The sequence below is a fragment of the Actinomadura rifamycini DSM 43936 genome, assembly GCF_000425065.1.
Taxonomy (GTDB): Bacteria; Actinomycetota; Actinomycetes; order Streptosporangiales; family Streptosporangiaceae; genus Spirillospora; species Spirillospora rifamycini.
On sequence record NZ_AULB01000020.1, the window covers coordinates 150290 to 168411 of the forward strand.

The 18122-nt window shown below is 75.0% G+C and carries 21 protein-coding genes; 13 read left to right on the top strand and 8 right to left on the bottom strand.

Going from position 1 to position 18122, the window contains the following annotated elements:
- Window positions 1-50: 50 nt before the first annotated feature.
- A complete protein-coding gene (locus H505_RS0120315) occupies window positions 51-704 on the bottom strand; it encodes a TetR/AcrR family transcriptional regulator (protein WP_125610874.1) in 654 nt (217 codons plus the stop codon).
- Between the two features lie 86 nt (window positions 705-790).
- Here H505_RS0120315 and H505_RS43225 point away from each other — a divergent pair, with 86 nt between their 5' ends.
- The 7 genes from H505_RS43225 to H505_RS43245 are packed head-to-tail and all read left to right on the top strand — an operon-like array spanning window position 791 to window position 7383.
- Window positions 791-1759 (top strand): amidohydrolase family protein, encoded by a 969-nt coding sequence (locus H505_RS43225; RefSeq protein WP_051300938.1) that lies wholly within the window; start codon window positions 791-793, stop codon window positions 1757-1759.
- The gene (locus H505_RS0120325; RefSeq protein ID WP_026403449.1) at window positions 1756-2499 is read left to right on the top strand and encodes an SDR family NAD(P)-dependent oxidoreductase; all 744 of its coding nucleotides are present in this window, start codon (window positions 1756-1758) and stop codon (window positions 2497-2499) included. Before H505_RS43225 ends, H505_RS0120325 begins: the two co-directional genes overlap by 4 nt.
- Window positions 2496-3320: an enoyl-CoA hydratase-related protein gene (locus tag H505_RS43230; protein ID WP_051300939.1), complete on the top strand. Its 825-nt coding sequence runs from the start codon at window positions 2496-2498 to the stop codon at window positions 3318-3320. Before H505_RS0120325 ends, H505_RS43230 begins: the two co-directional genes overlap by 4 nt.
- Before the next feature lie 10 nt (window positions 3321-3330).
- The gene (locus H505_RS43235; protein ID WP_051300940.1) at window positions 3331-4101 is read left to right on the top strand and encodes an SDR family NAD(P)-dependent oxidoreductase; all 771 of its coding nucleotides are present in this window, start codon (window positions 3331-3333) and stop codon (window positions 4099-4101) included.
- Window positions 4098-5771, top strand: coding sequence for a CocE/NonD family hydrolase (locus H505_RS0120340; RefSeq protein ID WP_051300941.1), 1674 nt, complete (start codon window positions 4098-4100; stop codon window positions 5769-5771). The genes H505_RS43235 and H505_RS0120340 overlap by 4 nt, the downstream gene beginning before the upstream one ends.
- The gene (locus H505_RS43240; RefSeq protein WP_051300942.1) at window positions 5768-6592 is read left to right on the top strand and encodes an alpha/beta fold hydrolase; all 825 of its coding nucleotides are present in this window, start codon (window positions 5768-5770) and stop codon (window positions 6590-6592) included. The genes H505_RS0120340 and H505_RS43240 overlap by 4 nt, the downstream gene beginning before the upstream one ends.
- Entirely contained in the window at window positions 6589-7383 is a 795-nt protein-coding gene (locus tag H505_RS43245) for an enoyl-CoA hydratase/isomerase family protein (RefSeq protein ID WP_051300943.1), read from the top strand. Before H505_RS43240 ends, H505_RS43245 begins: the two co-directional genes overlap by 4 nt.
- 195 nt (window positions 7384-7578) lie before the next feature.
- Here the strand turns inward: H505_RS43245 and pdxR are convergent, their stop codons facing one another.
- On the bottom strand, window positions 7579-9009 hold the full coding sequence (gene pdxR, locus H505_RS0120355) for a MocR-like pyridoxine biosynthesis transcription factor PdxR (RefSeq protein WP_026403451.1): 1431 nt from the start codon (window positions 9007-9009) through the stop codon (window positions 7579-7581).
- Window positions 9010-9212: 203 nt separating this feature from the next.
- Between pdxR and H505_RS0120360 the strand changes: the two genes are divergently transcribed.
- Together H505_RS0120360 and H505_RS43250 are read left to right on the top strand one after the other, a co-directional pair.
- Entirely contained in the window at window positions 9213-9434 is a 222-nt protein-coding gene (locus H505_RS0120360) for a hypothetical protein (RefSeq protein ID WP_026403452.1), read from the top strand.
- Window positions 9435-9842: 408 nt separating this feature from the next.
- Window positions 9843-11318: a hypothetical protein gene (locus tag H505_RS43250; protein WP_034518864.1), complete on the top strand. Its 1476-nt coding sequence runs from the start codon at window positions 9843-9845 to the stop codon at window positions 11316-11318.
- A gap of 13 nt (window positions 11319-11331) precedes the next feature.
- On the opposite strand, the gene H505_RS43255 is transcribed toward H505_RS43250, so the two are convergent.
- Window positions 11332-12546: an MFS transporter gene (locus H505_RS43255; RefSeq protein WP_034518866.1), complete on the bottom strand. Its 1215-nt coding sequence runs from the start codon at window positions 12544-12546 to the stop codon at window positions 11332-11334.
- 56 nt (window positions 12547-12602) lie between these two features.
- Here H505_RS43255 and H505_RS0120375 point away from each other — a divergent pair, with 56 nt between their 5' ends.
- Both H505_RS0120375 and H505_RS0120380 read left to right on the top strand, forming a co-directional pair.
- The gene (locus H505_RS0120375; RefSeq protein WP_341849566.1) at window positions 12603-13178 is read left to right on the top strand and encodes a CGNR zinc finger domain-containing protein; all 576 of its coding nucleotides are present in this window, start codon (window positions 12603-12605) and stop codon (window positions 13176-13178) included.
- Between the two features lie 59 nt (window positions 13179-13237).
- Window positions 13238-13435 carry a hypothetical protein gene (locus H505_RS0120380; protein WP_026403454.1) on the top strand — a complete coding sequence of 66 codons (198 nt, stop codon included), beginning with the start codon at window positions 13238-13240 and terminating at the stop codon, window positions 13433-13435.
- A gap of 41 nt (window positions 13436-13476) precedes the next feature.
- Here H505_RS0120380 and H505_RS0120385 read toward each other — a convergent pair whose 3' ends face one another.
- From H505_RS0120385 to H505_RS43260, 3 genes are all read right to left on the bottom strand, one after another.
- Complete coding sequence (locus H505_RS0120385; RefSeq protein WP_245592581.1) at window positions 13477-13947, bottom strand: YybH family protein; 471 nt, start codon at window positions 13945-13947, stop codon at window positions 13477-13479.
- Window positions 13948-14151: 204 nt separating this feature from the next.
- The gene (locus tag H505_RS0120390) at window positions 14152-14601 is read right to left on the bottom strand and encodes a peroxiredoxin (RefSeq protein WP_281173468.1); all 450 of its coding nucleotides are present in this window, start codon (window positions 14599-14601) and stop codon (window positions 14152-14154) included.
- 17 nt (window positions 14602-14618) lie between these two features.
- A complete protein-coding gene (locus H505_RS43260) occupies window positions 14619-14903 on the bottom strand; it encodes an Ohr family peroxiredoxin (protein ID WP_084550555.1) in 285 nt (94 codons plus the stop codon).
- A 90-nt stretch (window positions 14904-14993) separates the two neighbouring features.
- Here H505_RS43260 and H505_RS43265 point away from each other — a divergent pair, with 90 nt between their 5' ends.
- Window positions 14994-15599: a TetR/AcrR family transcriptional regulator gene (locus H505_RS43265; protein WP_034518869.1), complete on the top strand. Its 606-nt coding sequence runs from the start codon at window positions 14994-14996 to the stop codon at window positions 15597-15599.
- A gap of 41 nt (window positions 15600-15640) precedes the next feature.
- Here the strand turns inward: H505_RS43265 and H505_RS0120405 are convergent, their stop codons facing one another.
- Window positions 15641-16168 (bottom strand): CBS domain-containing protein, encoded by a 528-nt coding sequence (locus H505_RS0120405; RefSeq protein ID WP_026403457.1) that lies wholly within the window; start codon window positions 16166-16168, stop codon window positions 15641-15643.
- 186 nt (window positions 16169-16354) lie between these two features.
- Here H505_RS0120405 and H505_RS0120410 point away from each other — a divergent pair, with 186 nt between their 5' ends.
- Window positions 16355-17377, top strand: a complete 1023-nt coding sequence (locus H505_RS0120410) for an Acg family FMN-binding oxidoreductase (protein ID WP_026403458.1) — start codon at window positions 16355-16357, stop codon at window positions 17375-17377.
- 56 nt (window positions 17378-17433) lie between these two features.
- Here H505_RS0120410 and H505_RS0120415 read toward each other — a convergent pair whose 3' ends face one another.
- Window positions 17434-18084 carry a response regulator gene (locus tag H505_RS0120415; RefSeq protein WP_026403459.1) on the bottom strand — a complete coding sequence of 217 codons (651 nt, stop codon included), beginning with the start codon at window positions 18082-18084 and terminating at the stop codon, window positions 17434-17436.
- Window positions 18085-18122: the final 38 nt, after the last annotated feature.

Sequence of the window (18122 nt, forward strand, 5' to 3'; positions counted from 1 at the left end):
GGGGTCCGGCGCGCCCTCCGGCCGCCTCGCGTGCGGGGCGGCCGGAGGCGTCAGGTGTCGCGGGGGTCGGCGCCGACGAGCTGGAGGGCGAGGAAGGCGTACTGGTCGGCGAGGTCGCGGGCCGTCACCGGGCCTTCCGGCCGGAACCACTGCCCGGCGTTGATGCACATGTCGAGGATGGCCTTGGCGACCACGTCCACCTGCGCCGGGCGCGGCGACCGGGGGTCGCTCAGCCGGAACCGGCCGGCGGCCAGGCCCCGCTCCAGCGTCCGCTCGAAGATCCGGCGGACGCGCCGCTGCGCGTCCAGGACCTCGCGGGCCTGCTCGGGCGGGAGGTGGCGCCACTCGGTGCGGGCGACGAGGCCCTCGACGCGCCGCTCGGTGTGGAACAGGGTGAGCTCCCGCACCAGCTCGGCCAGCTGCCGGTCGGGCCGGTCGCCGCCGTGCAGCAGGCCCTCCTCCAGCAGCGCCTCCGAGTCCTCGTGGGCCCGCTTGAGGATCGCGTAGAGGACTTCCTCCTTGGATCCGTAGTGGTTGTAGAGCGAACCCGCGGTGACCCCGCACGCGGCGGTGATCTTGCGGACGCTGGTGGCGGGGAACCCGTCCTCGTAGAACAGGCGCGCCGCCTCGTCGAGTATCCGCCGGCTCATCGAGGCCGCGGCCGGGGCGCCGGCGGCGGTCGTCCGGGAGCGTGTCGTAGCCACGCCTCGACGCTATCACCACATGAACGTTCATTGACCTGCGCTCGGCGGATCTGGTAAACAAACGTTTATACATAAGGGAGGCCGTGATGCGTGAACCGGTGATCGACGTCTGCGAGGTCGCCTATGACACCGAGTGCTGGACGGCCTATCTGCGCGCGCTGGCCACCGCCGCGCCGCGCTACCTCGTCCTCTTCGCAGGGCGGCTCGCCGCCCGCACCGGACGCGCGCCCGGCGAGGTCGCGGCGGACGCGGCGCGCGACCCGGTGGGCACGGCGGAGCGGCTGGCCGCCGTCCTCGGGGACGGCTTCGACATCGACCGCCACGCCGGCGCGCTCGCCGAGACGGGGGTGGCCCATCAGGTCCTGCACGGCGGGCCGTGGCCCGTCGGGGACGGCACCGTCAACGACCGGGTCGCCGGCTACGCCGCCCGGCATCCCGACCGGCTCAGCGCGTGGGCGGGCGTCGGCCTCGCCGACCCGCGGGCCGCGCTCGCCGAGGCGCGCCGCGCGCTCGACGGGCTCGGCGCGACCGGCCTGTCGGTGATCCCGTTCCTCGACGGCGTCGACCCGTCCGGTCCCGAGCACGCGGAGCTCTGGCGGTTCGCCGCCGAGGCCGGCGCCCCGGTGTGGCTGCACTGCGGGCAGCACTTCCGCTCCGACGTCCCGATCGACGTCTCGGCGCCGCGCGTCCTGGACCGGATCGCCGGCGCCCACCCGGACCTCGTCCTGGTGGCCGGCCACGGAGGCTGGCCGTGGGTGGCCGAGATGCTGGCCGTGGCGCAGCGGCACCCCAACGTCCACGTGGAGTTCTCCTCGCACCGCCCGTCCAGGATGGCGGTGCCGGGATCGGGCTGGGAGGCGCTGCTGACGCTGGGCGCCGGGCCCGTCCGCGACCGCGTCATGTTCGGTTCGACCAGCTGGACGCAGGCCCGCCCGCCCGCCGCGCTCGCCGCCGAGGCGACCCGGCTCGGCCTGCCGGACGGCACCGTCCGCGCCTGGCTGCACGGCAACGCCGAACGGCTGCTGCGCCGGGCCCGTGCCGGGGCGGCGGCGTGAACGGCCGCCGGGTCCTGGTCACCGGCGCGGCCGGGGGCATCGGCACCTCGCTGGTCGCCGAACTGCTCCTGCACGGCGCCCGGGTGCTGGCGACCGACGTCGACGAGGCCGGATGCCGCCGCCTGGAGCGGCGGTTCGGCGACCCGGTCGCGGACGACCGGCTGCACACGATGCCGCTCGACCTGACCGGCGGCGGCGCACCGCGGCGGCTCGTCGCCCGCGCGGTCGAGCGGCTCGGCGGCCTCGACGGCCTGGTCAACAACGCGGGCGTCGAGCACCGCGCGCCGCTCGGCGAGCACCGCACCGCCGACTGGACGCGCGTGCTGGAGGTCAACCTGGCGGCGCCGTTCCGGCTGGCCCGCGAGGCGGCCCCCGCCCTCGCCGGGCGGCCGGGCGCCGCCGTCGTCAACGTCTGCTCGATCGCGGTGACCGGGTTCGCGGGGCAGGCCGCCTACGACGCGAGCAAGGGCGGGCTGCTGAGCCTGACCCGGTCGCTCGCCGTCGAGCTGGGACCGCTCGGCGTCCGCGCGAACGCCGTGTGCCCGGGCTTCATCGACACCCCGATGCTCGATGAGAGCGGGCTCCGCGGGCTGGCCGAGAAGACCGCCGCGCGGCTGCCGCTCGGCCGCTGCGGCTACCCGGAGGAGGTCGCCGCCGCGGTCGTCTGGCTGCTGGGGACGGGCGCCGGCTACGTCACCGGCCAAGCACTGTTCGTCGATGGAGGGATGGTCCGAGCATGACGCAGGGGCAGGAGAGCACGGTGGCCGGAGGCGGGGTCCTGCTGGCCTCGCGGCCGGCGCCGGGGGTTCTGTGGCTGACGATGAACCGACCGGGCCGGCGCAACGCGCTCGACCGCGCGCTCGGCGAGGAGCTGCTGCGCGCGCTCGAGCGCGCCGAGACCGATCCGCGGGCCCGGGCGGTGGTGCTGACCGGCGCCGGCAGCGCGTTCTGCGGCGGGGACGACCTCGGCGCGGTGGACGAGCACCTCGCCGGGGAGCGCAGGCACTCGCCGGTCCTCGGCGACACCGCCGACCCGGTGTACCTGCGGATCGTCGAGGCGATCGCCACGGCGCCGCAGCCGGTCATCGCGGCGGTCAACGGCCCCGCGGCCGGAGCCGGCACCGAACTGGCCTGCGCCGCCGACCTGCGGATCGCCGCGGACACCGCCCGGATCGGCAGCTGCCTGGTCAACGTGGCGCAGACCGGCACCGCCGTCATGCTGGCCCGTGTCGTCGGGACCGCGAAGGCGACGGAGATCTACCTGTCGGGAGGGCTGCTCGACGCCGCCGACGCCGAGCGCCTGGGCATCTACACCCGCGTCGTCCCGCAGGCGGACCTGCGGGACGCGGCGCTCGCCGAGGCCCGGCGCCTCGCGGCCGGCCCGACCCGGGCGATCGGCCTCTACAAGCAGCTGCGCGAGAGGGTGTACGGCCAGCCGCTCGAGCAGGCTCTCCGCACCCAGAACACCTTCCACATCCGCAACAACAGGGAAGTGCACGACGCGGCCGAAGGCGCACGGGCCTTCGTCGAGAAGCGCGGCCCCGAGTTCACCGGCCGCTGAGGGGAAGAGCATGACCATGACAGACGGCGACGTCTTCGGCCGCCTCGACGGCCGGGTCGTCCTGATCACCGGCGCGGCGAGCGGCATCGGCGCGGCCTCGATGAGGCTCTTCCGGGCCGTGGGCGCCGAAGTCGTCGGCGTGGACCTGACGCCGGGGGAGGGGATCGTCCAGGCGGACGTCTCCGACCCCGCCGCGGTCGCCGGCGTCGTCGACGCGGTGGTCGCCCGGCACGGCCGCCTCGACGTCGTCCACGGCAACGCCGGCGTCAACGTCCCCGGGCGGCCGCACAGCCTCACCGACGACGACTACCGCACGGTGATGGGCGTGTGCTGCGACGCCAACTTCTACCTGGTGCGCTCCGCCGTCGGGCACATGCGCGCGGACGGCGGGGTGTTCGTGTTCACGTCCTCGATGTGCGGGGTCGCGGCGACGCCCCGCTCTCCCGTCTACAACATGGCCAAGCACGCCCTCATCGGCCTCGCCCGGTCGGTCGCCGTCGACTACGGCGCGCAGGGGATCCGCGCGGTGGCGCTGGTCACGGGACCGACGCACACCGGGATGGTGGACGAGCTGTGGCCGCCCGGCCCGCTGCGCGACTCCCTCGCCGCGACCACGTCCGCCGGACGGCTCGCCGCCCCCGAGGAGCAGGCCCGCGCCGCCGTGTTCGCCGCGCTGCCCGGCAGCTCGTTCCTCACCGGCTGCGCCCTCACCGTGGACGGCGGCGCGACCGCCGGGTGGAACGAGATGGCCCGCACGATGCTCGCCCTCAAGGCGGTGTGACGGTGGAACTGGGACGCATCGACAGCGGCGTCGAGACCCCGATGCGCGACGGCGTGCCGCTGCGCGGCGACCTGTGGCGGCCCCCGGCCCCGGCCCCGGCCGTGATCTTCAGGACGCCCTACGGGCGGCGGGAGATCGGCTCCGACGCGCTGCACCCCCGGCACTGCCTCGCCGGCGGGTTCGCCGCCCTGGCGCAGGACACCCGCGGCCGCTTCGACTCCGGCGGCGAGTGGCGGGCCGTCATGTGGGAGCAGGAGGCCGAGGACACCTACGACACCGTGGAGTGGGCGGCGGCGCAGCCCTGGTGCGACGGCAACGTGTTCCTCGCGGGCACGTCCTACCTCGGCATCGTCGCCTGGCTCGGCGCCGCGCTGCGGCCGCCGCACCTGCGGGGCATCGCCCCGGCCATGACGACCGGCGCGGCGGCGGACGCCCGCGACACCGGCGGCGCGCTCCGGCTCGACCACCTGGTCGGCTGGCTGGCCTACATGGCCGCCGACTGGCTGGGCCGGCAGGGGCCGGACGCCGACCCGGCGCTCGCCGCGCGGGTCGCGGCCCTGATCCACGACCCGGAGCGGGCGATGCGGCGGCTGCCGCTCGCCGGCATGCCGGAGCTGGACCTGCCCGGCTTCCCGATCCGCATCGGCGACCTGCTGGCCGGGCGGGTCCGGGCCCTGCCCGACTGGGACCACGCGGCGGTGGAGGTGCCGGTCCTGTCGGTGACGGGCTGGTACGACGTGTACGCCTCCGCGACCGTCCGCGGCCACCTGGAGATGCGGCGGCTGCGCCCGGACCTGCGGCACGAGCTGATCGTCGGGCCCTGGGCGCACACCGGGGCCCTGACCCACCTGCAGGGCGAGGTGAACTTCGGCGTCGCGGCCTCGGCCGCCGCCGCGCGCCTCCCGGAACGGCACCTGGACTTCTTCCGCCGCTGCCTGGACGGGCCGGGCGAATCCGCGCCCGTCCTGTACTTCCTGATGGGGGCGGACGAATGGCGCACCGCCGAGCGGTGGCCCCCCGCGGGCACCGCCGGCCTCGCCCTGCACCTGACCGGTCCCGCGGTCGCGGGCGGAACGCCCGGCGGGCTGGCCGCCGGGCCCGATCCCGCGGGCCCGGCGGAACCCGACGGCTACGTCCACGACCCGGCCGACCCGGTCCCGAGCCGCGGCGGGCGCGTCCTGCACCTCGGCCGCCTCGTCCCCGGGCCGCTGGACCTCGGCCGGATCGCCGCGCGCCCCGACGTCCTGCTCTACCTCGGTGACGTGCTCGGCGAGGACACCGACGTCATCGGCCGCGTCCGGCTGCGGCTCTCCTTCGCGACCGACGCCGCGGACGCCGACGTGATGGCCCGCCTGGTGGACCGGCTGCCCGACGGACGGCTGCTGCCGGTCTGCGAAGGAGCGGTCCGGCTGAGCCACCGCGACGGCCCGGGCACCCCCGTGCCGCGCGGAGAGGTGATCCCGCTGGAGATCGACCTCGGGTACACGGCCCGGCGGTTCGGGGAGGGCCACAGCATCGGCCTGCTGCTGTCCAGCAGCAGTTTCCCGCACTTCGACCGCAATCAGGGCGGCGGGGAACCGGTCGCCACGGCCGGACCCGGGACGCCGTCCACCCAGAGCGTCCACTACGGCGCGTCGGTCCTCCTCCTGGGCGGCGAGGGGGAGCGATGACGCCGCGGCACCGCACCGTCCAGCGCGCCGGCTGCGAGATCCACTACTGGACGGGCGGACCGGACGACGGGCTCCCGATCGTCTTCACGCACGGCGCCACCCTCGACCACCGCACGTGGGAACCGCAGATCGAGACGTTCGCCGCCCGGCACCGAGTCCTCCTGTGGGACGTCCGGGGGCACGGCCGCTCCATCCCCAACCGGGCCGCGTGGTCCCTGGGCACGGCCGTGGACGACCTCCTCGCGATCCTCGACCGGGAGGACATCGGGCGGACCGTCCTCGTCGGCCAGTCGATGGGCGGCAACCTCTCCCAGGAGATCGTCTACCACCGCCCCGACAGGGTCTCGGCGCTCGTCGCGCTGGGCTGTGCCGGCAACACCCTGCCGATGTCGCGCCGGGAGCGGCTCCAGGCGGCGGCGGTCGTCCGCATGCTGCCCTGGTACCCGCGCAAGGCGCTGATCCGCCAGGAGGCCAAGGCGTCCGCCCGCGACCCCCGCGTCCGCGAGTACGTGCGCGGCACCGCGAGCCGGATGTCGCATCCGGACATGGTCGCGGTCATGGCGAGCCTGGTCGGCGCCCTCCGCCCCGAGCCCGCGTACCGGATCGAGATCCCCGAGCTGCTGCTGCACGGCGACCACGATCGGCTCGGCAACTTCCGCACCGCCATGCCCGTCTGGGCGCGCCGGGACCCGCTGGCGCGGTACCTCGCCGTCCCGGACGCCGCCCACCTGGCCAACCAGGACAACCCCGCCTTCTTCAACGACGCCGTGCTGCGCTTCCTCGCCGAGCACGGACTCGACTCGTCCAGGGACCTGACATGACACTGTGGACCCGGGAGGACGGCGACGGCGTCGCCGTCCTCACCTACCGCAACCCGCCGCGCAACTTCCTCACCTTCGCCGCGCTCGAAGAACTGGACGCGGAACTCGCCCGTCTGGAGACCGACCCGGACATCGGGGTCGTGATGCTGGCCGGCGGCGTCCCCGGCTACTTCGTCGCACACGCGGACCTGGACGAACTCGCCGAACTGTCCCGGGGGCCGGTGCCGCGGGCCAAGATCTGGTACACCGCGATGCGGCGCGTCGAGCGGCTCCCGCAGCCGGTGATCGCCGCGATCGACGGGCAGGCGTGGGGCGGCGGCCTCGAACTGTCCCTGGCCTGCACGGTGCGCTGGGCCTCGGCCGAGGCCCACGTCAGCCTCCTGGAGACCGCGCTCGGCATCATCCCCGGGGCGGGCGGCACCCAGCGCCTGGCCAGGCTGATCGGCCCGGGGCGGGCCGCCGACGTCGTCCTGTCCGGCGACGTCCTCACCGCCGAACAGGCCCGGGCGGCCGGGATCGTCGAGCGGGTGCTCCCCGCCCCGGTCTTCCGGGCGGAGGCGACGCGCCTGGCCCGCCGGATGGCGTCCCGTCCCGCCGCCGCACTCGCCGCCGCGAAACGCGCCCTGGTCGAGGGCTCCCGGCTGCCGCTCACCGAAGGTCTCCGCCTCGAGGCCGGGCTCTTCGCGGAGCGGCTCGCGAGCCCCGAGTCCCGGGAGCTCCAGCGGGACGCGCGGCGCCGTTACGCCGCGGCGGCCGACGGCGACCGCGTCGCCTTCGGGGACCGCCGGTGAAGGCCGCCGTCGTCCGGTCCGCCGCCGGCCCGCCCGCGCCCCGGCCGGGCGCGGGCGCGGGCAGCCGGGCAGTCCGGTTCCGACCGGTTCGCACAGCTGCCGGCGGTTGAGCATCCGGGAGATGCCGAGGACGAGGGAGCGCCGCGTCCGATCGCGCAGATCGGCGACGCCGGGATCGGCGTCCGGTGGCGCCGGTCAATGCTCCCCGGGGGCGGGCGGGAGGATCCGGCAGAGGGCTTCGACGGCCTGCGCGTAGCCGTGGTTCGGAGGGGCGGCGTAGCCGACGACCAACCCGTCCTGGACGGGCATGGTGGCGTCGGGGTGGCGGAAGTCGGCGAGCCCGTCCAGGGCGATGGACCGCTCGGCGGCGGCCTCGACCGTGGAGCGTTCCGTCCCCGGCGGCAGGCGCAGGACGGCGTGCAGCCCGGCGGCGATGCCGGTGGGCGTTATGTGCGGGGCGCGGGCGGTGAGGGCGGCGACGAGCCGGTCGCGCCGCGCGCGGTAGCGCTGGCGCATGCGGCGGACGTGCCGGTCGTAGTGTCCGGAGGCGATGAAGTCGGCGAGGGTGAGCTGGTCGGTGACGCCGGCCCACGCCTCCCGCCGGCCCTTGGCGTCCAGGACGGCCGGGACGAGGTGCTCGGGCAGCACCATCCAGCCGAGCCGCAGCGCCGGAGACAGGCTCTTGCTGACCGAGCCGATGTAGACGACCCGGTCGGGGTCGAGGCCCTGGACGGCGCCGACCGGGTCGCGGTCGTAGCGGAACTCGCCGTCGTAGTCGTCCTCCAGGATCACCCCTCCGCGGGTCCGTGCCCAGTCCAGCGCGGTCACGCGCCGCTCGGGATGCAGCGGCCCCCCGGTCGGGAACTGGTGCGCCGGAGTGAGCAGCGCCGCCCGCACCCCCGTGAGCCCTGCCAGCTCGGCGGTGCGGGCGCCGTCGGCGTCGAGGGCGAGCGGGACGGTCCGGACGGACGCGGCGGCCAGGATCGCCCGGTGGAAGGCGAGGCCGTACGACTCCACGGCCAGCGGGCCGTGCAGGACCCGGCCGCCGAAGATCAGCCTCAGCGCGTGGGCGAAGCCGGAGCACACGACGATCCGGTCGGGCGAGGTCCGGACGCCGCGCGCACGGGCCAGGTACTCGGTGAGGGCGCGGCGCAGCTCCGGGCGCCCTCGCGGGTCGCCCGGGCCGAACGCTTCGTTCGGTGCGGCGGCGAACGCGCGGCGGGCGGCGGCCAGCCAGGCGGACCGCGGGAACGAGGAGGCGTCCGGCTGCCCCTGCTGAAGGTCGTGCGCCGGCGGCGCGGGTCGCGGCGCCGCCGCCTTCGGCACCTGGGGCGGGGGGACGGGCTCGGTGCGGGGCGCGACCTGGGTGCCCGAGCCCTGCCGGGCGATCAGCCATCCCTCGGCGACCAGCTCGGCGTAGGCGTCGGCGACGGTGTTGCGGGCCAGCCCTAGATCGGCGGCCAGCGACCGGTACGAGGGGAGCCGGGTGCCCGGGGCCAGGCGCCCGTCCCGCACGGCCTCGCGGAGCGCGCCGGTGAGGACGGCGCGGCGGCTGCCCGGGCGGGCGAGGTCCAGATGCAGGTCGCTGCCGAGCCGCTCCGCCGAATTGACCCACGATTCCGTCATGCAAGTGCACCCTATCCGAGGTCTATCGGCTCCCTGGCGTGGTGGTCGTGACCGGCGGCCGGGGCGCTGAAGGCATCCGGGTCCGGCCGTCGCCTCCTCTGGCAGTGCCGGTCCGGACATCCGGACCGCTTCCACCCGCCCCTGACTCGGACGCCGGGCGCCCTCGCGCCCGCCGTCCGCCCAAAAAGGAGGGCGATCCTCGAATGGCAGACGACCGGAACGGACCGGCGCGCTTCCGCCGGCCCGCCGCGGCCGCGAGCGTCGCCGGGTCCCAGCTCGCCGGGCGGCCGGCGACGGCCCGCGGCCCGCGCACCGCGATGCTCGCGAGCCTGGCCGCCGGCGGCGCCGGCGCCCTCGTCCTCGGCGCGAGCCTCGGCACTGTACACCGACGGCAGGTCGTGGGACCGGGTGCACGATGGCGTTGAAGACGTGAAGACGGGGATGCCGACCCGGTCCAGCCGGGTGATGTCGGCGACCCGGGTCACGCCCACCGTCCGGAGCAGCGGCGTCACCGTCCCCAACGTCCGTGCCGCGGTGACTTCCCTGGTGGGCCCGCACTTGGGCACGCGATCTCGTAGTCTCATACGGCGGGTTCCAGACCGTCGCCCGCTCGGCGGGACGGCCGGCAGCGCTCGCTCATGTCTCACAGCCCTTCGTGGGAGTCCGGGGTCCGTCCCGGAGCGGCCCCGACCCCCCGTATCGGCCGGGCCCGCCCCTGTCGCGGCGGACGTCTCCGATTATTCGGCCGTCGTGACCGGGTGTCATGACCCCCGTTCGGGGGTCAAACGCCGCGCGGCATGGCCCCCGGCGTGATGGCGATGCATCATGGAACGGTGCTGTTCCGCAGGCGGCGTGACCCGGAGCGCGGCCGCGCCGTGCTGGCCGCCGCGCTCTACGGCGGCAGCGGCCGTGCCCGTGAGCGGATCGACCGGTGGTGGGCGGCCGGCGGGGCGGACCGCCACGAGGTCTGGCGCGGCGCCTGGTTCCTGCTGAGCGGCGCGCGCTTCAGGTTCGGCAACCACGAGCTGCCCGAGCGGGTCGTTCCGGTGCTGGAGTTCCTGCTCGAGCCCGACCCGACGTCCCCGTACCGGCCGCGGGTCCGGTTGACGGCGTGCCTTCCGCAGACCGCCGCCGAGCCGCCGCTCGGGGTGTACAACGGCGATCCGTATGTCCAGCGGCTGGTCGATGCCGCGCTGGGGTTCCCCGACCTCGCCTTGCGGCGGCGGCTGGCGGATCTGCTGTCCGTCACCGACCAGCCCGGCCTGCTGGACGCCCTGGAGACCGCCGTCCGGCCGCGCGCGCGGCTCGGCCCGACCTACCTCGGCGCGGCACCGCCCGGCCATGAGACCCGGGTCGACCTGTGGCGCGGCGGCGAGCCGAACGCGCTGCTGCGGATCGTGGACGCCAACCCCCACCTGCCCCGGCCGCCCGCCCGGCCCGACGACGTCGACCTGGCGCTTCTCGCCCTGCTGAAGGACCGGTCCGATCTGCTGCCGGCGTTCGAGCAGGGCGCCCTGGCCGGGCGGCTGCTGGAGTACCTCGGCACCTGGCTGCCCGAGCAGGTCCACGACCGGTGCCGCAGGGCGCTGCGCGCCCTGTCGGCTCCCGAGGGCGTCGCGGTGGTGTGCGATCGGGCCGTCCTCGGGGACGCCGAAGCGATCGCCGCGGTGCGCGACGCCGGACACCGGCCGGACGGCCCCGCCTGGGCGCCCCTCCTCCTGCTGCTCACCCGGCAGTTCGCCGCCTACCGCGAGGCCGACCCGGACGGGCGGGTCCTGCAGTCGATGTGCAAGGGCGACGGGCCGGGGGCCCGGGAGGACGCCGTCATCGACCGGATCCTGGGCCTCCTGGGCACGGACCTGCCGGACGACGTCGCCGCGGCCGTCCGGCGGTCCCTGCGCGACCTCCGCCCCTCGGACGCACTCTCGGCCGACGACTTCAGGCGCGGGCACCTGCGGAGGGCCCTGCTGGCCCGCGCGACCAAGCTCGAGCCGGAGGCGGTCGCCGCCGTCGTCGACGCGGGCTACCTGCCCGAGGACGACGACAACGTGCTCCCGCTGCTCTTCCTCACCGAGCAGTTCGACCGGTACGACCGCGAAGATCCGGACGGCTCACGGCTGCGCACCGTCCTCGCCGGCAAGCGCTACTGGTACGAGCACGAGCATTTCCTGACCGTCGCGGAGCGGGCGGGACGCCCGGATCCCTGGCCGCCGGCCGAGCCGCCGCCGCCGAACGACCGGGGGACGATCCGGCACGTCACCACGTGGCCGAGCAGTTACGGTGTCGACGGTTTCGGCGGCCACTTCTAGCACCGCGCACCGTTCAGCGCCCGACACGCTCGACCGGGGGGTTCTCCTTCCAGGAGTCTCGCTTCCTCCAGGGGATGGCGAGGGCCGCCGGTGCCGCCAGGAGCGCCAGGCCGGAGGCGACGATCAGGGCAGCGGTCAGTGACCGGCTCGCGACGGGTCCGGCGACGGCCGCTCCGACGGCGAACGCGGTGATCTTCAAGCTGGCGCCGGTGGTGAAGATCTGGCCGCGCAGCTCCTCCGGCGCCTCCCGGTGGCGGACCGCGAACAGCGCGACCAGTTGGGGGCCCTCACCGAGTCCCGCGACGACGACGGCGATGATCAGCAGGACCGGTCGTTCCAGAGCGGCCAGCGCCAAGGCGGCGGCCTGGACCAGGGCGCCGACCCAGATGATCGTGTCGGGGGCGACGGCGCGCGGGAACCGCGCCAGCAGGGCGTTGGCCGCCAGGGCCGAGACCGCCGCGCAGGACAGCAGCAGCACGCCGCGGCCGGCTCCGCCCAGGACGCGCTCGCCCAGCAGCGGGACGCAGGCGGTCATCATGCCCTGCGCCGCGCAGCAGACCACCGAGGCGAGGGTCGCCCGTGCCAGCGGTGGCCTGCCGGCGATCACCCGCACCCCGGCCGCCAGCGCGCCGGCCAGCGAGGCCGCCCGAGCCTCCCGCGCCCGGACGGGACGGTCGGGCAGCCTCCACGCGGCGGGCAGCGCCAGGGCGATGAGCACGGCGGATACCACCACGGCCATCGGTGCCCCCAACGCCTCCGCGGCGACGCCGGCGAGGGCCGGGCCCGCCAGGCTCGCCGCGCCGAAGGTCATGGCATCGAGGGCGTTCGCCCGGGGCAGGCGGCCGGGGGACGCCACCCGGGGAAGCTGGGCCGTCCACCCGCCCGACAGGGCCGGACCCAGCAGCCCCGTCACCACGGCGACCACGAGGGCGACGGCGAACGGGACACGGCCCAGCGCCAGCAGAACCAGCGCCAGGCCCGCCGCGTACAGCGCGAGGGCTCCGCCCAGCAGGCGGCCCGGTCGTCCGGCTCGGTCCAGAAGCGCCCCGAGCACCGGCCCCCCGACCGCGGCGGAAACCGTGAGGGCCGCGAGCAGCGCCGACGCGTCCGAGGCCGACCCGGCCAAGGCGAATCCCGCGAGCATCAGCGCCGGACCGGACATCTCGTCCCCGATCCGGGCCGCCACCGCCCCCGAGAGATAGGAACCCAAGGAGTAGCGCCTCTTCACCGGCGGAACGATACGGAGGTAACTCAAAACTTCGCAATATGCGTTACATTCGAGGCGTGCGCCCCGACATCGACGACTGGTCGACCCGGCATTCCGTGCCGGCCATGGCCAGGCGGACCGCCGCCCTGATCAACGTCCTCGCCGACGACCGCCCCGACCCGGAGAGCGTCGCGGACGTCCTCCGCGCCCACGGTGAAGCGGACCCCGTCGCCCCCACGGCCGACGACGTCGCCGGGATGCGCTCGGCCGCCGCCCTGCTCCGGGACGTGTTCACCGCCGAGGACGCCGACGCCGCCGCCACCGCGCTCAACCGCATCCTGCGGGCGCACACCGGGCCGCTCCGCCTGACCTCGCACGGCGGCGCCTCGCCCTGGCACCCGCACCTCGACCACGACGACGACGCTCCCTGGGGCCAGTGGCTCCTCGCGTCGTCGTGCATGGCTCTGACCGTCCTGCTCTGGGACCGCCAGCGTCCGCCCGGCCGGGTCTGCGCGTCCCCGAGCTGCCGGAACGTCTTCATCGACCAGGGCAGCGGCCCCGAACGCCGCTACTGCTCCCGCCGGTGCGCGACCCGTGAACGCGTCGCGGCCCACCGCCGAGCCCGCTCCGCCGAGCAGCACGGCCGCCGTTGAAACACCGCGTCCGCCGGACCGCTGCCGACCCGCGGCGGGGCGTCCCCTACTCTGGCGATATGTCCCATATCTGCCCGTTCGGGCATGAGTTGCGGCCCGGGGAGGTCCTGGTCGGCTGGTCGCCGTGCGCCTGCCCGCCCGCGTGGGCCGTCCACAAGGGCCACCAGACCCTCCAGTGCCGGGCCTGCGAACGCGAGGGGCAGACGGTCGTGCGGTACATGCCCGAGCACATCGGCCCCGGACACCCCGGACGCTGACGCGAGACGCCTGAAGGACCTGTACGGGCGGTGGGGCGTCGTCAGGGTTCGAGGTCCGTCACGCCCTGGCCGGTCGAGATGTCGAACGGGACGGAGACTTGGTCGTGGGCGATCAGCCAGGCGCCGTCGGTCTTCCGGAAGCCGAACGTGGCGCGGACCCACATGCCGGTCGTCGCCGTCCCGTCCCGCAGGGTGCCGCTCAGCCGTCCGAAACCGTGCCCGAACGCGACGTCGTCGCCCACGGTGAGGGCCAGGTCGCGGACTTCATACGACACGTCCTGGAAGACCGTGAACACGTTCGTCCAGTTCTTCAACTTCGCCTCTATCCCCACATGCTGGAGCGGCGGCTCGACGTCGAAGGAGACGACGTCCGTCGCGTAGAGGCGCCGCAGGGCGTCGAGGTCCTTGGCTCCGAGGGCTTCGATGATCTTGTCGACGTGCCGCCGGAGGCCGGCTTCGTCCTGCTCGCGCTGCGTGGGCATCGTCGCCCGTCCCTTCTGCCGGTGAGGCATCTCCGCTTCTCACCTCATATGACAGTTCAGCGACCCAGGATGTGACGCCCTCGGGAAGCGGAAGTCCAGATTCGCCGCGGTGGTGAGGTGCGCGCTCCTTGTGGACCTATCCGATCGATGGGGAGAAGAACGTCAGCACCTGGTCAGCTGCCTGCTGAACTGACGCCGGAGGCCTGATCCGGCCATAGAGCGTTGTCCGGGGCGCTACTTCGGCAGTGCGGCCAGCGCCTTGTCCGCGTGGACGTTCATATTGATCTCGCTGTGGACCGCGGCGAGCACGCGCCGGTCGCCGTCGATGACGAAGGTGGCCCGCTTGGCCGGCAAGCCGGGGATGCGCCGCGCGAGCTTGTAGGCGCGGGCGACGGCCCCGTCGGCGTCGGAGAGCAGGGGGTAGCCGAGGCTGTGCCGGTCGTCGAACCGCTTCTGCTTCTGGACGTCGTCGCCGCTGATGCCCAGGATCGCCGCTCCGCGCTCGGCGAACTCGGCGACGATGTCGCGGAAGTGGCATGCCTCGCGGGTGCACCCCGGGCTGAGGGCGGCAGGGTAGAAGAACAGCACCACCGGCCCCGTGCCCAGCCGCTCGCTCAGCCGGACGCGTTCGCCGTGCTGGTCCGGCAGTTCGAAGTCGGGTGCGGAATCGCCCGTCTGCAACATGGGATGTCCTCCTGTGCTCAGTCGTCGGTCTCGGCGAGGCCGCCGACCATGCCGACGGTGACCGACACCGCCGACTCGGCGACGTCGATCTTCTCCTGCCGGGCGGCGGCCTTCAGGGCGCTGTGGAAGCAGGCCGCGTACCCGGCGGCGAACAGCTGCTCGGGATTGGTGCCCCGGCCGTCGTCGCCGCCGAGGGCCTTCGGGACGGACAGGTCCAGCGCGACGCGCCGGTCGGTCGACTCGACGCGGCCCTCGCGCCCGCCCCAGGCGGTCGCCGTGGCGGTGTACAACGTGGATGGCATAGTCGTTCTCCTCCGATGCCGACCGCGCCGGGCCGGTATCCCGTATATTTAACGTACCGCCATGGTACATCAATTCTCGAGGATGGTGAAGTGAGCTCAGCAGGACGTCCGCGCGGACGCCGGCGCGACCCGTCGATCGACGCGCGGGTGCTCCGGGCGGCGGTGGACGAACTCGCCGAACGGGGGATCGCGGGGTTCTCCACCAACAGCGTGGCCGCGCGCGCGGGGGTCGACAAGCGCGGCATCTACGCCCGCTGGCCCGACCGCGACCGGCTCGTCGTCGACGCGCTGGGCACCCTCGCGGCCGGGCTGGCGGTGCCCGGGACGGGCGCGCTGCGCGCGGACCTGCTCGCGATCGTCCCGGCGGTGGCCGCGGTGTTCACCAGCCCGCGCCTGGAGATCCTGCAGCGGTGCGTCCAGGAGGCGCAGAACCATCCCGCCATCTACGCGGGGTTCCGCCGCGACTTCATCGACCACTGCATGGCGGTCGTCGAGGACGTCTTCCGCTCGGCCCGGCGGCGCGGTGAGATCCCCGGCGCGGTCGATCCCGCACTGGCCTGCGAGGCGTTCCTGGGCGTCATCCTGACCCGGGTCAGCTTCTCCGGCGAGGCGTCGATCCTCGACCCGGACCGGCAGCGTGCCATCGTCGACTTCTTCGTCACCACGCTCGAGCCCGGTGGAACCGCGCCGACCTGAGGTCTCGCACCGTCCACCCGGACGGCCGCCGTGCCGTGTGGTCAGTCCGGGGGGATGCCGCCGTCCGGGTGCCGGGGCGTCTGCCGGGGGAGGACGGGTTCCATCCGGTACAGCGACGGCATCCCTCCGCTTGGCGGCGCCGCCTCCCGGTGGACGCCCGCGATGGCGGCCATCAGGTCCCGTGCGGTGAGCAGGCCGACGAGCCCGCCCGCCTCGTCGGTGACGGCGACGTAGTCGGCCCCGGCGTCGAGCATGGCCCGCGCCGCCTCCGGGACCGGGGTGCCGGGGCGGACCGCGCGGGGCGGGCGGTCCGGCAGCAGTCCGGTGACCGGACGCCGCGCGTGCAGGGGCCCGGACGCGCTCCACGTGGCCGCGACGGTCTGGGCGTCCAGCACGCCGAGGAACGCGCCCTCGTCGTCGGCGACGGGCAGGTGGTGCACGCCCGCCTTGGACATCAGCTCCCACGCCATGAGCGCGGACTCCGACGCGGCGATGACGAGCAGGTCCCGGGTCATGAGTTCGCCGGCGGTCCGGGACTCGGCCGGTGCGTCGGTGTTCACGGTCTCCACCTCTCCTTCGCGTCGGTCCGCCGCGGCGCTTCCAGCGTCCGTCGCGGCCGCGGGCGGCGGTGGGGGCCGAACGTCCCGGGCCGGCCGGCGTTCGGCCCTGGACGTCCCGCCCGGTCCGGACCTTCGGCCCTGCCGCCGGCGCGGACCGGTTGATGGGCTGGTGGGGAGACCTTCGAAGGAGTGGGCATGCGAACCAGGATCACCACCCCGGTGCCGCCGGAGCAGCTCGCCGAGGACGCCCGCCGCGCGATCGGCGACGCGGTCTGGGCTCCGTCGGTCCACAACACCCAGCCGTGGCGCTTCGGCGTCCGCGGGGCGCGGATCAGCGTGCGCGCGGACGCCGACCGGCGGCTGGGCGTCGCCGACCCGGCCGGCCGGGAGATGCTGATCAGCTGCGGAGCGGCGCTGTACAACCTGCGGCTCGCGCTGCGGGTGCTCGGATACGCCCCGGACGCCCGGCTGCTCCCGGACCCGGACCGGCCCCACCTGCTGGCCGACGTCCACATGAACCCGGGGCAGCCGCCGGACGGCGACCTGGAGGACCTGCACGGCCGCATCAGGCGGCGCCGCACGCACCGCGGCGGGTTCGGGCCGGGCGGCGTCCCCGACACCGTGATCGGCAGGATCGCGACGGAGACCCAGACGGAGGGCGCCCGCCTGATACAGGCGGTGGACGCCCATGTCGAGGGCGCCCTGGCCGCGCTGACCGACGCCGCCGAGCACGTCCAGCGGCGCACGCCGTCCTACGCCTCGGAGATCGCCCGATGGGCTCCGGCGCCGGGCACCCGGCGCAGGGACGGCGTCCAGGAGGGCGGCTATCCGCGGGAGGCGCGCACCGAACCCCGGTTCGCCGCGCGGGACTTCGCGCGCGGGCAGGATCGGGGCGTGCCGGGTCCGGCGGAGGGAGGCGGCCGGGAGGCGGGCCTCGTCATGCTGCTGGCCACCCAGACCGACGACCCGACGGCCTGGATCCGGGCCGGCCAGGCGCTTCAGCGGCTCCTGCTGCGCGCCGACCAGCACGGTCTGGCGGTGGCGTTCCACACGCAGGCGCTGGAGGTGCCCGAGTTGCGGGACTTCATCCGTACCCGTTTCTGCGCCGGACGCCACCCGCAGTCGCTGCTGCGGATCGGTGCGGTGAGCGGCGACGCCCCGCGGTTCGAGGCCGTCCGGAGGCCGGTGGAGGAGGTCACCACCGAGGAGTGGTGGTGAGTTAACGCCGCTCCTGGCGGCGTGAAAGAAAGGGAGATCGCGGGCGCGCGGACCGGTTATTCCGGCGTCCGCGTGCCGCTTCCGGATTCGAGGTGCGCGGCGAACGCCGCGGCCTGGGTGCGACGGCTCATGCCAAGTTTCGTGAAAATCGAGGAAATGTAGTTCTTTACGGTTTTCTCGGCCAAGGACATGCGTTCGCCGATCTGCCGGTTGGTGAGCCCCTCGCCGATGAGGTGCAGGATGCGGCGCTCCTGCTCGGACAGACCGTGCAGCGGATCCTTCTGCTCCCTGCGGCTGCGGATGCGCTCCAGCATCCGCGCGGTGCTGCGGGGGTCCAGGAGGGACTGGCCGGAGGCGACCGTCCGGACGGCGCCGACCAGGTCGGAGCCGTGGATCTGCTTGAGCACGTACCCCGCGGCCCCCGCCATCACCGCCTCGAACAGCGCCTCCTCGTCATCGAAGGAGGTCAGCATCAGGCAGGCCAGCCCGGGCATCCGGGAGCGGAGTTCGCGGCAGACGGCCACGCCGTCCCCGTCGGGAAGGCGGACGTCCAGGACCGCGACGTCCGGCCGGACGGCGGGGACGCGGACCAGGGCCTGCTCCATCGTGCCCGCCTCGCCGACGACCTCGAGGTCGGCCTCGGCCGACAGCAGCGCCGACACGCCCCGGCGCACGACCTCGTGGTCGTCGAGCAGGAAGACGCGGATCGCCGTGCCCGCCGCCGCGTCACGGCCTTCGGTCGTCG

Excerpts from the sequence above, each read along its gene's own strand:
- H505_RS43225 (WP_051300938.1), top strand. The coding sequence starts at position 791 with ATGCGTGAACCGGTGATCGACGTCTGCGAGGTCGCCTATGACACCGAG.
- H505_RS43230 (WP_051300939.1), top strand. The coding sequence starts at position 2,496 with ATGACGCAGGGGCAGGAGAGCACGGTGGCCGGAGGCGGGGTCCTGCTG.
- H505_RS43235 (WP_051300940.1), top strand. The coding sequence starts at position 3,331 with ATGACCATGACAGACGGCGACGTCTTCGGCCGCCTCGACGGCCGGGTC.
- H505_RS43240 (WP_051300942.1), top strand. The coding sequence starts at position 5,768 with ATGACGCCGCGGCACCGCACCGTCCAGCGCGCCGGCTGCGAGATCCAC.
- H505_RS43245 (WP_051300943.1), top strand. The coding sequence starts at position 6,589 with ATGACACTGTGGACCCGGGAGGACGGCGACGGCGTCGCCGTCCTCACC.
- pdxR (WP_026403451.1), bottom strand. The coding sequence starts at position 9,009 with ATGACGGAATCGTGGGTCAATTCGGCGGAGCGGCTCGGCAGCGACCTG.
- H505_RS0120360 (WP_026403452.1), top strand. The coding sequence starts at position 9,213 with ATGGCAGACGACCGGAACGGACCGGCGCGCTTCCGCCGGCCCGCCGCG.
- H505_RS0120380 (WP_026403454.1), top strand. The coding sequence starts at position 13,238 with ATGTCCCATATCTGCCCGTTCGGGCATGAGTTGCGGCCCGGGGAGGTC.
- H505_RS0120385 (WP_245592581.1), bottom strand. The coding sequence starts at position 13,947 with ATGCCTCACCGGCAGAAGGGACGGGCGACGATGCCCACGCAGCGCGAG.
- H505_RS0120390 (WP_281173468.1), bottom strand. The coding sequence starts at position 14,601 with ATGTTGCAGACGGGCGATTCCGCACCCGACTTCGAACTGCCGGACCAG.
- H505_RS43260 (WP_084550555.1), bottom strand. The coding sequence starts at position 14,903 with ATGCCATCCACGTTGTACACCGCCACGGCGACCGCCTGGGGCGGGCGC.
- H505_RS0120410 (WP_026403458.1), top strand. The coding sequence starts at position 16,355 with ATGCGAACCAGGATCACCACCCCGGTGCCGCCGGAGCAGCTCGCCGAG.